Genomic DNA, 13,289 nt, shown 5'->3' on the forward strand with positions numbered 1-13,289 from the left:
CGTGTGGCCATGACCCTTACCGACGACAAACTCAGGGGCTGTCTGCGCATTGCCATTGGCAGCACCATTGGCATGGTCACCGCCAAGGTGATGGACTGGCAGATGGGCGTGTTCTTTACCGTCTATCCCATGCTGCTGCTGGGCATGGTGCCGGTACTCAATCGCTTTGTCATGTTGCAGTTTATCGGCTCGTCGGCGCTTACCTCACTGGAGGTGATGCTGTTGCCGGGCCTGCTCGGGCACTGGCCGCCGGCCTACACGGTCGCGGTGTTTTTGCTGTTCTTGTGGCGCTTTTACCTGATGGCGAAGGGGCCGCTGATGCTGTTCGGGGCCACGGGATGCGTCAGCCTCAGCATCATGCTGCACTTTGCCAGCTACCCCCAGTTTCATCTGGCCGACATGGCCGCCAGCAACATGGTGGCGTCCTGCCTGTCGGTGGCGGTGGCGGCGGTGCTTTATGCCCTGCTGCCCAACCGTGAAGCCCCCGTGGCCCGGGCGCTGCCGGAGAAAAGCGACAACGTGCTGCGCCACCAGACCCTGCTGGGGGCCATTGTCGCCACCCTGAGTTTTGTGGTGTTTCAGACCCTGGATCTGGTGGACTCGCTGTCGGCCCAGGTGGCCACCGTGCTGGTGCTGTTTCCCATGAGCTTCGCCGGTGCCGTGGTGTCGGGCCGGGCCCGTTGCATCGGCACCCTGCTGGGCTGCTCCATGGGCCTGCTGTTTCAGCTGGTGTTGTACGATCACTACCACCACCTGCTGCTGCTGGGGCTGGCCTTCTGGATTTGCGCCATGGTGTTCGCCCGCTGGCATGCCCGCGAGCCCATGCCCGGGGTGGGCTTTGCCGGCCTGACCACGGTGGGCATTCTGTTCGGCCAGTACGTATCGCCGGAGCACGATCTGGTGTTCAGCGCCCTTTACCGCATGAGCTCGATGACGGTGGCCATTCTGGTCACCCTGTGCTGCGTGTATCTGGTGCACAAGCTGCTCAACCTGTTTCCGTCCACCCGGCATCAGGTGTTGTAATTGTTGGTGAGGGGTGAGGGGTGAGGGGTGAGGGGTGAGGGGGGAGGGGTGTGGAGTGCCCCCGATAAAGTAGACACTTAAGTTAAGCGGCAGCTGCGTAGGCATCGGGAGTCATCCCTCCCAGCGCCATGTGGCGCCGCACTTTCGGGTAATACTCGTCTGTATAATACCGGACTTCATCTGCCATTTCGTCTCTTCCGAGCACGCCCAGAGGGCGAGTCCACTCCTTCTTGAGTAGCGCGAAGAAGCTTTCCGAACAGGCGTTATCCCAGCAGTTACCTCGGCGTGACATGCTGATGGTGATTCCCCGTGTATTCAGCCATCTCATCACCTCTCCGTTGCGATACTGACTCCCTTGGTCCGAGTGGAACAACAGCTGTTTCCCATCTGGCCGCTGATGTTGCCATGCCTGCTCAAGGGCCTCCAGCACCAGTTGGGCGCTATTGATGGCACCCATGGCTCGGCCCACCACGCGGCGTGTGCCCAGGTCTAGGACTGCTGCGATGTAGAGCCAGCCTTCACTGCACCGGATTTGGGTGATATCTGATACCCAAACTCGGTTCGCTGAACCCACCGAGAACTGGCGATTCAACAGATTCGGTAACACAGGCAAGGACGATGTTGGCTTTTGATATCCTGCTTTAGGAGCCGTGCATGAACGATAACCAGCGTCTCTCAGCAAGCGCTGAACCTGGTTCTTGCCGCAGCAGAACCCGGCATCCCGTGCTTCCAGCCACAGCTTGCGATAACCCGGCACATTCTTCAGTTGCCTGGCTCGCTCGAGCAGGAAGGTGTTCAGCGTCCGTCGCTCGATGGCACGCGCCCCCGGAGAGTGTTGACGTGTTCGCCAGCGATAATATCCCGCTCGTGACACGTCGAGTACTTCACACATTATCGAGACCCGCCAGCGTTGACTTCGGTGGGCCTCGATAAAGGCAAACCTTACTTGCCGTGCTTGGCGAAGTACTCTTGCGCCTTTTTTAGGATTTCGTTCTCCAGCTCTTTCCGCTCAAGCTGCTTCTTCAGCCGAGCTACCTCGCGCTCCAGCTCCTGCAGGCTTTTTTCTGGTCCGGTGTTTTCAACGGCTTTGTCGGATGATTTCTTGGTCATGCTCCACTCTCTACGCCAGCGACTCAATTGGTTAGGATGGATCCCAAGTCTGCCAGCAAGCTGAGCTTGTGTCTCTGTGGTGGAGAGCGAGGCCTCGACGGCCTCACGTTTGAATGCATCGCTAAAGCGACGGTGGGGTTTGTATTTCATAACACCTTCTCATCTAATGAAGGTGTCTACTTTTCTCGGGCCAGTCCAGTGAGGGGGGAGTTGGATCTCCTCACTCCTCACCTCTGTCACCTCACTATTCAAAAACAAAAAAGGCCCGTTTGCACGGGCCCTTTGACGTTCAGCGTATCGCTACCAGCTTACACGGAGTAGTACAGGTCAAACTCCAGCGGATGCACGGCCATGTTGATGGTCTCGGCTTCCTTGCGCTTGTACTTGATGTAGGCGTCGATAAACTCGTCGGAGAACACGCCGCCACGGGTCAGGAACTCGCGGTCCTGGTCCAGGTTGTTCAGGGCGTCGTCCAGCGAGGTGGCCACGGTCGGGATTTCGGCGGCTTCTTCGGCCGGCAGATCGTACAGATCCTTGTCCATGGCATCGCCCGGGTGGATCTTGTTCTGAATGCCGTCCAGGCCGGCCATCAGCAGGGCCGCAAAGCACAGATAGGGGTTGGCGGCCGGATCCGGGAAGCGGGTCTCGATGCGGCGGGCCTTGGGCGAACCAACCAGCGGAATCCGAATGGAGGCGGAGCGGTTGCGGGCGGAGTAGGCCAGCATCACCGGCGCTTCAAAACCGGGCACCAGACGGCGATAGGAGTTGGTGGACGGGTTGGTGATGGCGTTCAGGGCACGGGCGTGCTTGATGATACCGCCAATGTAGTACAGCGCCAGTTCGGACAGGCCGCCGTACAGGTCGCCGGCGAACAGGTTTTCACCGTTCTTGCCCAGGGACTGGTGCACGTGCATGCCGGAACCATTGTCGCCCACCAGCGGCTTGGGCATGAAGGTGGCGGTCTTGTTGAAGGCGTGGGCGACGTTGTGAACCACATACTTGTAGATCTGGATTTCGTCGGCCTTCTTGGTCAGGGTGTTGAATTTGCAGGCAATTTCGTTCTGACCGGCGGTGGCCACTTCGTGGTGGTGAGCTTCAACCACCAGGCCCATTTCTTCCATGATCAGACACATGGCGGAGCGAATGTCGTGGGAAGAGTCGATGGGAGCTACCGGGAAGTAACCGCCCTTCACGCCCGGACGGTGGCCCTTGTTGCCTTCGGCGTAGTCGCGACCGGAGTTCCATTTTGCCTCGGAGTCATCAACCTTGAAGAAGCTGCCGGACATGTCGGTGTGGAAGCGCACGTCGTCGAACATGAAGAATTCCGGCTCGGGGCCGATCAGCACGGTGTCGGCAATGCCGGTGGACACCAGGTATTCCTCGGCGCGGCGGGCGATGGAGCGCGGATCCCGGTCGTAACCCTGCATGGTGGCGGGCTCGAGCACGTCACAGCGAATGTTCAGGGTGGCGTCTTCGGTAAAGGGGTCCATTACGGCGGTGGACGGATCGGGCATCAGCACCATGTCGGACTCGTGAATGGTCTTCCATGCGGTCATGGATGAGCCGTCAAACATCTTGCCTTCTTCAAAAAAGTCATCGTTGATTTGGTTGACCGGAAGGCTGATGTGCTGCTCTTTACCCTTGATATCGGTAAAACGCAGATCGACGAATTTGACATCGTGTTCCTTGATCATGTCCATTACGGTTTCGATTGACATGGATTTCGACCTCCAAAAATAAGCATCCCAGGGTCTGATGAACAAATTCATCAGTTGCCATTTACTAAGCTAAAACCGTGCCATGTTGGTAACGCGCTGTTATTAAAGCGAATTAACCGCAGGAAGGCGAACTGCTCCCACTGTGTGCGCACCAGTGTGGTGCAACCCTGAATCCTTTTGGTGCACCGTGTGTTGTGCGCGCCATCAAGGTGCAGGGTGTTCGGCGTCCGCAGCCGGCCGTGGCTTCAGCGCATAATATCATTCAAGCCGGACGGAAGGATCGGTCCGGATCCTTTTAATTTGCGGCGGGCGTCTGCCGCGCCCCGTGGGCTTGCATTCGGCCCCCGTTGGCCCTGCCGGCAGGAAACACAATAAATTAATATGTTGAAGCGGCTAAAGCGTGTACAATTTCCAGCCCTTTTTATTTGGTTCCGCTGCAACCCTGGCGACGGACCCCTCATGAGAGCGGCCGCGCCGGCGGGCGCCCGCCTCGAAAATATGCGAGCGAAAGAAATTAATGTCATCTGAAATCAATAACTTGAGAAACATTGCCATCATCGCGCACGTTGACCACGGTAAGACCACCCTGGTCGACAAGCTGCTGCAGCAGTCCGGCACCCTGGAAAGCCGCGGTGAAGCCGAAGAGCGGGTCATGGACTCCAACGACATCGAGCGTGAGCGCGGCATCACCATTCTGGCCAAGAACACCGCCATTCGCTGGACCTCGCCCGAGGGCCAGGAATACCGCATCAACATCGTGGACACCCCCGGACACGCCGACTTCGGCGGTGAGGTGGAGCGGGTGATGTCCATGGTGGACTCGGTGCTGCTGCTGGTGGACGCGCAGGAAGGCCCCATGCCGCAAACCCGCTTTGTGACCCAGAAGGCCTTTGCCCAGGGGCTCAAGCCCATCGTGATCATCAACAAGGTGGACAAGCCCGGCGCCCGTCCCGACTGGGTGATGGATCAGGTGTTTGACCTGTTCGACAACCTGGGCGCCACCGATGACCAGCTCGATTTCCAGGTGGTATACGCCTCCGGCCTGAATGGCTGGGCTTCGCTCGACGCCGATGAACCGGCCGAGGACATGACCGCCCTGTTCCAGACCATAGTGGATCAGGTACCGGCGCCCGATGCGGATCTGGATGGCCCGCTGCAGATGCAGATCTCCCAGCTCGACTACTCCTCCTATGTGGGCGTTATCGGCATTGGCCGCATCAAGCGCGGCACCGTCAAGGTGAACCAGCAGGTCACCGTGATTGGCGCCGACGGCAAGACCCGTAACGGCAAGGTCGGTCAGGTCATGGGTTACCTGGGGCTCAAGCGTCATGATGTGGCCGAAGGCAACGCCGGCGACATCGTGGCCATTACCGGCCTGGGCGAGCTGAAAATCTCCGACACCGTGTGTGCCGCCGGTGCCGTGGAAGCCCTGCCGCCGCTGTCGGTGGACGAGCCCACCGTGACCATGACCTTCCAGGTCAACACCTCGCCCTTTGCCGGCCAGGATGGCAAGTTCGTGACGTCACGCAACATTCTGGAGCGTCTGAAGCAGGAGCTGGTGCACAACGTGGCGCTGCGGGTGGAAGAAACCGGTGATCCCGACAAGTTCCGTGTGTCCGGCCGGGGCGAACTGCATCTGGGCATTCTGATCGAGAACATGCGCCGGGAAGGCTTTGAACTGGCGGTATCCCGTCCGGAAGTGATCCTGAAGGAAGAAGACGGCCAGCTGATGGAACCGTTCGAAACCCTTACCGTGGACGTGGAAGAAAGCAGCCAGGGTTCGGTCATGGAGAAGCTGGGCGAGCGCAAGGCCGAGATGACCAACATGGTGCCGGACGGCAAGGGCCGGGTGCGCATCGACTTCATCGTGCCGGCGCGGGGTCTGATCGGCTTCCAGACCGAGTTCATGACCCTGACCTCCGGCTCCGGCCTGATGTACCACACCTTTGACCACTATGGTCCGCACAAGGGTGGCAACATCGGTCAGCGCAACAACGGCGTGCTGATCGCCAATGCCACCGGCAAGGCCCTGGCCTATGCCCTGTTCAACCTGCAGGAGCGTGGCCGGCTGTTCGTTGAACACGCCACCGAGGTGTATGAGGGGATGGTGATCGGCATTCACAACCGTTCCAACGATCTGACCGTGAACTGCCTCAAGGGCAAGCAGCTGACCAACATCCGTGCCGCCGGCACCGATGAGGCGCTGACCCTGGTGCCGCCGATCAAAATGACCCTGGAGCGGGCGCTGGAGTTTATCGACGACGACGAGCTGGTGGAAGTGACCCCCAACCACATTCGTATTCGCAAGAAACTGCTGACCGAAAACGATCGCAAGCGCGCCAGCCGCGCCTGATCGCAGTCACTCGCAGGTGAAAGGGGCGCTTCGGCGCCCCTTTGTTTGTTTTCGTCCAACCCGTTACGATTTCACGCCTCACGCCTCACGCCTCACGCCTCACGCCTCACGCCTCACGCCTCACGCCTCACGCCTCACGCCTCACGCCTCATATTCAAATTATTTGAATCTTTAAGCCAGTAAAGGTCGCTTTGATTTGCCGGCAAAGGCATTAGACTGATGGCCAATGAACATGTACCACTGAATGAACAGCCTTTTCTCATGGTTGTGGGAGCACCGGAACATGCAGAAATACTCAATTACCATGCGACTTTTGCACTGGAGCACCGCCCTGCTGGTGTTTGGCCTGTTTGGTGTGGGGCTGTGGATGCGCAACCTGGGTTACTACGATCCCCTGTATCAGGTGTTGCCCTACTGGCACAAGAGCGTGGGATTTCTGCTGGCCGGCCTGGTGGCCGTTCGCCTGCTGAGCCGCTGGTGGCTTGCCCAGCCCGGCCCGCTGGCCAGTCACCAGCCCTGGGAGCGGCGGCTGGCCCACGCCATGCACTGGCTGCTGTACGGGCTGCTGCTCGGCCTGTTTGCCAGCGGTTACCTGATTGCCACCGCCGACAACCGGCCCGCGTCCTTTTTTGGCTGGTTTGACATTCCGGCGCTGTTTACCGCCTTTGAAAACCAGGAAGACGTGGCCGGCCTGGTGCACGAAGTTTGTGCCTGGTCGCTGATCGGCCTGGTGGCGCTGCACGCCCTGGCGGCGCTCAAGCACCACTGGCTTGACCGGGACCACACCCTGAAACGCATGCTGTGATTTTTCCACCAAGGAGAGCTGAAATGAAAAAGACCCTGATCGCCACCGCCCTGCTGGCTGCCAGCACCACTCCGGCCTTTGCCGCGGTGGAAAACTACACCGTCGACACCCAGGGCATGCACGCCTCGATCAACTTCAAAATCAATCACCTGGGCTACAGCTGGATCGTCGGCCGGTTCAACGACTTTAACGGCAGCTTTGCCTTTGATGAAGACAATGCCGCCAACAACCGTGTTGAGATGACCGTGAACACCGCCAGCATCGACACCAACCACGGTGAGCGGGATCGCCACCTGCGCAGCGACGACTTTCTCGATGTGAGCAAGTTTCCCGAAGCCAGTTTCAGAAGCACCAGCGTCATCCAGGACGACGACGAGGGAGAGTATGTGGTGAAAGGGGAACTCACCCTGCACGGAGTGACCAGACCGGTGGAGTTCGAAATCGAGCAGGTGGGTGCCGGCGAGGACCCCTGGGGCGGTTTTCGCCGCGGCTTTGAGGGCGAGCTGGAGCTGAAGCTGACCGACTACGGCATCGACTACGATCTGGGCCCGGCCTCGGCCACCGTGTATCTGGACATTCATCTGGAAGGGGTGCGTCAGTAAATTCGTTGACCGACGGCACACCACCGCCCGGACCGCAAGGCCGGGCGGTTTTTTGTTTGCGTCCTGTTTGCGGGCACCCGGGCTGGCCCATGAGGCGTGAAATTTGCCACAATAACCTTTCACTTGCCGCAACACAGGATGTGCCATGACCCAGGTTGTCGCCCGCATCGGGCATCGTCTGCGTTTTCTTCGTGAGCATGGCGTGGATTTCACCCGCTTTGTGCTCAAGCGCATGCACCAGGACCGGCTCAAGATCACCGCCGGTTACCTTACCTACATCAGCCTGCTGTCGCTGGTGCCCATGCTGGCGGTGGTGTTTGCCATGATGTCGGCCTTTCCCATGTTTGCCGAGCTGCGCGAGACCATTCAGCACTTTGTGTTCAGCAACTTTGTGCCGGCGGCGGGGGACGTGGTGCAGAAGAACATTCAGGGCTTTATCGACAATGCTTCCAAAACCACCGCCATCGGCGTGGCGGCGCTGGCGGTCACCGCCATGCTGCTGATCTCGGCCATCGACGAGAACTTCAATCATATCTGGCGGGTCAGCCAGAAACGGCGCTGGTCGGTGGCCTTTTCCACCTACTGGATGATCCTTACCCTGGGGCCCATTCTGGCCGGGGCCAGCCTGGCGGTGACTTCCTACGTGACCTCGATGCGCATTTTTCAGGGCGACAGCTTTTTCGGGGTGGGCGCCGTGCTGCTGAACCTGCTGCCGTTTCTGCTCTCCACCCTGATGTTCGTGGTGTTCTACATGGTGGTGCCCAACAAGCGGGTGCGCTTCGGTCACGCCATAGTCGGGGGGCTGGTGGCGGCGGTGCTGTTTGAAATCGCCAAACGGGGCTTTGCCTTTTACATCACTCAGTTTCCGTCCTATCAGGCCATTTACGGCGCCCTGGCCACCGTGCCCATTCTGTTTGTGTGGGTGTACCTGAGCTGGATGATCGCCCTGTTTGGCGCCGAAATCACCGCCAGCCTGGGGGATTACGAGCACAGCCACGGACTAAGCTTTGATCACGATGACCACGATGAGGACCCGGCCTGATGCGACCCCTTTATCCGGCAATCAATGCCAACCGGCAGTTTTGGCTGCCCGTTTCCGAACGGCATCACCTTTACGTGGAAGAGAGCGGCAACCCGCTGGGCATTCCGGTGGTGCTGGTGCACGGCGGACCCGGGGCCGGCATCAGCCCGGAGCACCGGCGCTTTTTCGATCCCGAGTGTTATCGCATCATTCTGTTTGATCAGCGTGGTGCCGGCCAGTCGCGCCCCCATGCCGAGCTGGAGGACAACAGTACGCAGGCGCTGGTCGCCGATATGGAGCAGATTCGCACCCACCTGGGCATCGAACGCTGGCTGGTATTCGGCGGCTCCTGGGGCTCGACCCTGGGGCTGTGCTATGCCATCGCTTACCCCGAGCGTGTGCTGGGGCTGGTGTTGCGCGGCCTGTTCCTCGGCCGGCAGCAGGATCTGCACTGGCTGTATGCGCCCGACGGCGGCGCTGCCCAGCTGTTTCCCGATTACTACCGGGAGTTTCTGACGCCCCTTGAAGGCGATACGGACGATCTGCTCGGCCGTTATCACCGCTTGCTCACCAGCGACAACGAGCTGGCCCGGCTCAATGCCGCCCGGGCCTGGGCCATCTGGGAGGGGCGCATTTCCACCCTGCTGCCGAGAAACGACGCCGACAGCCACTATGGCGAGGCTCACAGCGCCCTGGCGCTGGCCCGGCTGGAATGCCATTACTTTGTAAATAACTGTTTCTTTGAGGAAAACCATATTATTCGGCGGATTGACCGGGTACGTTCGTTGCCGGCCATTCTGGTGCACGGCCGTTACGACGCCATCTGCAAGCCCGCCGCCGCCATGGAACTTGCCGCCCACTGGCCGGAACTGCGTCTGCAAATTGTGCCCGGAGCCGGACATTCGGCCTTTGAACCGGGTATCATTGACGCCCTGGTCAAGGCGACCGATCACATGGCAAAGGAGCTGATTGCGCAATGATAGCCCTGATACAACGTGTTACCCGGGCCTCGGTGACCGTGGCCGGCGAACGGGTGGGCGCCATCGGCCCCGGCCTGCTGCTGCTGCTGGGGGTGGAGCGGGAAGACGACAAGAGCAAGGCCGACAAACTGCTGGCCAGGGTGCTCGGCTATCGCGTGTTCCCCGATGACAATGGTAAAATGAATCTCAACCTGCGCCAGGCCGGTGGCAGCCTGCTGGTGGTGTCCCAGTTTACCCTGGCGGCCGACACCAACAGCGGCCTGCGGCCGAGTTTTTCCCGCGGCGCGGCACCGGCAGACGCCGAGCGCTGGTACGATTATTTCGTGATGGCGGCGCGGGATCAGGGGGTGCCTACCGAGTCGGGCCGCTTTGCCGCCGACATGCAGGTTGAGCTGACCAACGACGGTCCCGTGACCTTCTGGCTGCAGGTTTAGCCTTTACCCATTCAGGTCGTTGTTTATTCAGGCCGGAAGGTGAAACCGGGCCCACCGGCCCGCCCCCATTGCATAGCTGCCGGCGCAAGCGGCAGCCACTGTCACGCATAACCATAACAGGAGCAGACCATGTACCGTGTGGTCACCCCGCAAACGGAAGCGGAACTGGAAGCCTACTATCAGCTGCGCTGGCAGCTGTTGCGTAAACCCTGGCAGCAGCCCAAGGGTTCGGAACGGGATGAATTCGACGAATACGCCCATCACCGCATGATGGTGGATGACAGCGGCAAGCTGGTGGCGGTGGGCCGGCTGTATGTGAGCGGCGACGAGGCCCAGATCCGCTTTATGGCGGTGGTGCCCGAGTGCCGCGATCAGGGTCTGGGCTCACGCATGGTGCAGGCGCTGGAGCAGGTGGCGCGCCAGCAGGGGGTGCGCCGGCTGGTGATGAACGCCCGGGAAGAAGCCGTGGCCTTTTATACCCACTGCGGTTTTACCGTGGTGGGCGAGGGCCCCATCAGTTTTGGCAAGATACCCCACCGGCAGATGATCAAGGCCCTGACTCCCATTCACCAGATCAGCCACCGCCCCGAGCTGTGCGACGAGCTGCAGCGCCAGTGGCACAGGCGCATTCCCATCAGCGAAAAGATGGGCGTGAAGATCATTCAGTACACCGGCAGCAAGTTCAGAACCCAGGCCAACCTGACCGCCAACCTCAATCTGCACGAGTCCATGTTTGCCGGCAGCATCTACAGCCAGTGTGTGCTCACCGGCTGGGGCCTTATCTGGCTGCAGATGCAGGAGTACGGCCTGAGCGGCGATATCGTGCAGAGCAGTGGCGACATCAAGTACCTGACCCCGGTGTGGGACGAGCCCACCGCCGAGGTGCAGGGCCGGCTGCGGGACCAGCTGCAGCCCCTGGCCCGGGGCGAACGGGTCAAGGTGGAGCTCAGCGTGACCCTTTACAGCGGCGACACCCGCGCCGCCCTGTTTACCGGCCGCTATGTGATCCTCACCCACTGAGCGCGGGACAGGCATTGTTATTTCCGTGATGATACGTCACCCCCGCGCAGGCGGGGGTCCATGAAATATGGCACTGGACTCCCGCTTTCGCGGGAATGACGGCAGGGAAGTGGAGGGGTTGTCAGCAACCTGAAGGGAATGCTCCCTTCATCTTTTCAGCGGTCGCTCAGTACCGGCTTTACCTGTTTGTGCTCCCCCTTGACCTGGTCGACGATATGCTCGGCCAGCAACTGGGAGGCATCGTATACCGGCAGGTCCGAGACCAGCTTGTCGGCGATCACCGACAGCTCGGTGCAGGCCAGGATCAGGCACTCCGCGCCCCGTGCCTTCAGCGCCGTGGCGGCTTCGTTGTAGCGGGTCAGGGAGTCGAAGTCGTAGCGCTTGGCCTTGACTTGCCGGATCAGGGTCATCACGTCCTGCTGCTGCTCCGCCCCGGGAAACAGCACCCGCACGCCTTTGCGGGCAAACTTTTCATGATAGAGCCGGGTCATTTCCACCGCGGTGGAGGCCAGCAGGCCCACCTTACTGATGCCGGGGTGGTGTTCCAGCACATGGCGCACCGCCACCTCCAGCATGTTGACCACCGGAATGCGCACCGCCTCGGCCACCTCGGCGTGATACATGTGAGCGGTGTTGCAGGGGATCACCAGAAAATCCACCCCGGCCCGCTCCAGTCCCCGGGCCATCTCCGCCATAAAGGGGCCCGGGCTTTCCCCGGTGCCTTCAATCAGTGCCTTGATGCGCGACGGCACCTTGGGGTTGTTGTCCACCAGCAGGTGAATGTGGTCGGCATCGTCTTCCGCCGGGGTCAGGGCAATCACCCGGCGCATCAGATCCACGGTGGCTTCCGGCCCCATGCCGCCAATCACGCCTACAGACTTTTCTTTTTCCATGTTTTTCATCCATTCAACAATCGGGTCGGCGGTCACATCCGCCTCAGTAGCCAAACAGGTTGGGCAGCCACAGGGTCAGATCGGGGAAGAAGGCCAGCAGCAGCACCACCAGTATCTCCACCAGCACAAAGGGCAGCGCCTTGACCGAAATTTCCTCGATGGAGACCTTGGCAATGCTCGAGCTGATAAACATGTTTTCCCCCAGCGGCGGGGTCGAGAAGCCGATTTCACAGCAGCACACCAGCACCACGCCAAAGTGAATGGGGTCTACCCCCAGGCTGACCATCACCGGCAGCAGCACCGGGGTCACGATCATGATGGTGGCCAGGGTCTCGAGGAACATGCCGATAAAGATCAGAAAGGCAATCACGATGATCCAGATCAGCGGCAGGCTGCCGGTCATGTCGAGCAGGCCGGCGGCAATCATGCCGGGAATATCGTTCTCCACCAGAATGCGGCCAAAGGCGGTGGCGGTGAACATGATGATCAGCACGCGACCGGTGAGCCAGGTGGTGGAGTTGAGGGACTCCTTGAAGCCGTCGAGCTTCAGCTCCTTGTGAATGAAAATGCCCACGAACAGGGTGTAGAACACCGAGACCACCGCCGCTTCGGTGGGGGTGAACAGGCCGGAATAGATGCCGCCGAGGATCACCACGGGGGCGAGAATGGCCCAGATACCTTCACGGCAGGCCTTGCGCAGCTCGCCGGGCTGGCGATCGGTGTTGCCGGTGTAGCCTTTTTTCTTGCTGATGGCGTAGTTGGCGATCATCAGGCCGCCGGCCAGCATCACTCCCGGCAGCACGCCGGCCAGGAACAGCTTGGTAATGGACTCACTGGCGGTGACGCCGTAGATCACCATGGGAATGGACGGCGGAATCACCACCCCCAGGCCGCCGGACGAGGCGGTCAGGGCCGCGGAGTAGCTGCGGCCGTAGCCCCGGTCCACCATGGCGGGAATCATCAGCATGCCCACGGCGGCGGTGGTGGCCGGGCCGGAGCCGGAGATGGCGCCAAAGAACATGCTGGCGAGAATGGCGGAAAAGCCCAGGCCACCGGCCATGGGGCCGGCCATCAGCTCGGCAATGTGCACCAGCCGGCGGGAAATGCCGGCGCTCTGCATCAGGGCGCCCGACAGAATAAAGGCGGGCAGGGCCATGATGGGAAAGGAGTCCACGGCGTTCCAGGCGGTCTGCACCAGGGACACGAAGTCGTCTCCCGCCGCCAGATACACGCTCAGCGCCGAGGCGCCGAGGGCCACCACTATGGGGGCGCCGATCAGCAGCAAAAAGAAAAACATGCCAAACAAGATAATGGGAGCTGTCATTTTTTA

At 60.6% G+C, this 13,289-nt stretch carries 12 protein-coding genes; 8 read left to right on the forward strand and 4 right to left on the reverse strand.

Annotation, left to right across the window (positions count from 1 at the left end; genetic code table 11):
• Nucleotides 1–9 precede the first annotated feature (9 nt).
• The gene (locus PU634_RS16265) at nucleotides 10–1,023 is read left to right on the forward strand and encodes a DUF2955 domain-containing protein (RefSeq protein WP_306761885.1); all 1,014 of its coding nucleotides are present in this window, start codon (nucleotides 10–12) and stop codon (nucleotides 1,021–1,023) included.
• An 82-nt stretch (nucleotides 1,024–1,105) separates the two neighbouring features.
• Here the strand turns inward: PU634_RS16265 and PU634_RS16270 are convergent.
• Together PU634_RS16270 and glnA are read right to left on the reverse strand one after the other, a co-directional pair.
• Nucleotides 1,106–2,283 (reverse strand): IS3 family transposase gene (locus PU634_RS16270; RefSeq protein ID WP_306760800.1). Its coding sequence is split into 2 segments (ribosomal slippage): nucleotides 1,106–1,992 and nucleotides 1,992–2,283, totalling 1,179 coding nucleotides; the frame shifts between segments, so codons are not numbered across the junction.
• Between the two features lie 158 nt (nucleotides 2,284–2,441).
• Nucleotides 2,442–3,851 carry a glutamate--ammonia ligase gene (gene glnA, locus PU634_RS16275; RefSeq protein ID WP_371319610.1) on the reverse strand — a complete coding sequence of 470 codons (1,410 nt, stop codon included), beginning with the start codon at nucleotides 3,849–3,851 and terminating at the stop codon, nucleotides 2,442–2,444.
• Between the two features lie 517 nt (nucleotides 3,852–4,368).
• Between glnA and typA the strand changes: the two genes are divergently transcribed.
• The 7 genes from typA (at nucleotide 4,369) to PU634_RS16310 (ending at nucleotide 11,066) form a co-directional block, all read left to right on the forward strand.
• Nucleotides 4,369–6,204, forward strand: coding sequence for a translational GTPase TypA (gene typA / locus PU634_RS16280; protein WP_306761886.1), 1,836 nt, complete (start codon nucleotides 4,369–4,371; stop codon nucleotides 6,202–6,204).
• 283 nt (nucleotides 6,205–6,487) lie between these two features.
• Nucleotides 6,488–7,009, forward strand: coding sequence for a cytochrome b (locus PU634_RS16285; RefSeq protein WP_306761887.1), 522 nt, complete (start codon nucleotides 6,488–6,490; stop codon nucleotides 7,007–7,009).
• A 23-nt stretch (nucleotides 7,010–7,032) separates the two neighbouring features.
• A complete protein-coding gene (locus tag PU634_RS16290) occupies nucleotides 7,033–7,611 on the forward strand; it encodes a YceI family protein (protein ID WP_306761888.1) in 579 nt (192 codons plus the stop codon).
• A 145-nt stretch (nucleotides 7,612–7,756) separates the two neighbouring features.
• The gene (locus PU634_RS16295) at nucleotides 7,757–8,653 is read left to right on the forward strand and encodes a virulence factor BrkB family protein (RefSeq protein ID WP_306761889.1); all 897 of its coding nucleotides are present in this window, start codon (nucleotides 7,757–7,759) and stop codon (nucleotides 8,651–8,653) included.
• Nucleotides 8,653–9,612: a prolyl aminopeptidase gene (gene pip, locus PU634_RS16300; RefSeq protein ID WP_306761890.1), complete on the forward strand. Its 960-nt coding sequence runs from the start codon at nucleotides 8,653–8,655 to the stop codon at nucleotides 9,610–9,612. Before PU634_RS16295 ends, pip begins: the two co-directional genes overlap by 1 nt.
• Nucleotides 9,609–10,046 carry a D-aminoacyl-tRNA deacylase gene (gene dtd / locus PU634_RS16305; RefSeq protein ID WP_306761891.1) on the forward strand — a complete coding sequence of 146 codons (438 nt, stop codon included), beginning with the start codon at nucleotides 9,609–9,611 and terminating at the stop codon, nucleotides 10,044–10,046. The genes pip and dtd overlap by 4 nt, the downstream gene beginning before the upstream one ends.
• Nucleotides 10,047–10,175: 129 nt before the next feature.
• Nucleotides 10,176–11,066: a bifunctional GNAT family N-acetyltransferase/hotdog fold thioesterase gene (locus PU634_RS16310; protein WP_306761893.1), complete on the forward strand. Its 891-nt coding sequence runs from the start codon at nucleotides 10,176–10,178 to the stop codon at nucleotides 11,064–11,066.
• Nucleotides 11,067–11,221: 155 nt separating this feature from the next.
• Here the strand turns inward: PU634_RS16310 and cuyB are convergent, their stop codons facing one another.
• Together cuyB and PU634_RS16320 are read right to left on the reverse strand one after the other, a co-directional pair.
• On the reverse strand, nucleotides 11,222–11,959 hold the full coding sequence (cuyB, locus tag PU634_RS16315; protein ID WP_306761894.1) for a cysteate racemase: 738 nt from the start codon (nucleotides 11,957–11,959) through the stop codon (nucleotides 11,222–11,224).
• 43 nt (nucleotides 11,960–12,002) lie between these two features.
• Nucleotides 12,003–13,283: a TRAP transporter large permease gene (locus PU634_RS16320; protein WP_306761895.1), complete on the reverse strand. Its 1,281-nt coding sequence runs from the start codon at nucleotides 13,281–13,283 to the stop codon at nucleotides 12,003–12,005.
• Nucleotides 13,284–13,289 lie beyond the last annotated feature (6 nt).

It is taken from the genome of Oceanimonas pelagia (genome assembly GCF_030849025.1).
GTDB lineage: Bacteria > Pseudomonadota > Gammaproteobacteria > Enterobacterales > Aeromonadaceae > Oceanimonas > Oceanimonas pelagia.

Excerpts from the sequence above, each read along its gene's own strand:
- typA (WP_306761886.1), top strand. The coding sequence starts at position 4,369 with ATGTCATCTGAAATCAATAACTTGAGAAACATTGCCATCATCGCGCAC.
- glnA (WP_371319610.1), bottom strand. The coding sequence starts at position 3,851 with ATGTCAATCGAAACCGTAATGGACATGATCAAGGAACACGATGTCAAA.
- PU634_RS16320 (WP_306761895.1), bottom strand. The coding sequence starts at position 13,283 with ATGACAGCTCCCATTATCTTGTTTGGCATGTTTTTCTTTTTGCTGCTG.
- PU634_RS16295 (WP_306761889.1), top strand. The coding sequence starts at position 7,757 with ATGACCCAGGTTGTCGCCCGCATCGGGCATCGTCTGCGTTTTCTTCGT.
- PU634_RS16310 (WP_306761893.1), top strand. The coding sequence starts at position 10,176 with ATGTACCGTGTGGTCACCCCGCAAACGGAAGCGGAACTGGAAGCCTAC.
- pip (WP_306761890.1), top strand. The coding sequence starts at position 8,653 with ATGCGACCCCTTTATCCGGCAATCAATGCCAACCGGCAGTTTTGGCTG.
- dtd (WP_306761891.1), top strand. The coding sequence starts at position 9,609 with ATGATAGCCCTGATACAACGTGTTACCCGGGCCTCGGTGACCGTGGCC.
- cuyB (WP_306761894.1), bottom strand. The coding sequence starts at position 11,959 with ATGGAAAAAGAAAAGTCTGTAGGCGTGATTGGCGGCATGGGGCCGGAA.
- PU634_RS16290 (WP_306761888.1), top strand. The coding sequence starts at position 7,033 with ATGAAAAAGACCCTGATCGCCACCGCCCTGCTGGCTGCCAGCACCACT.
- PU634_RS16265 (WP_306761885.1), top strand. The coding sequence starts at position 10 with ATGACCCTTACCGACGACAAACTCAGGGGCTGTCTGCGCATTGCCATT.
- PU634_RS16285 (WP_306761887.1), top strand. The coding sequence starts at position 6,488 with ATGCAGAAATACTCAATTACCATGCGACTTTTGCACTGGAGCACCGCC.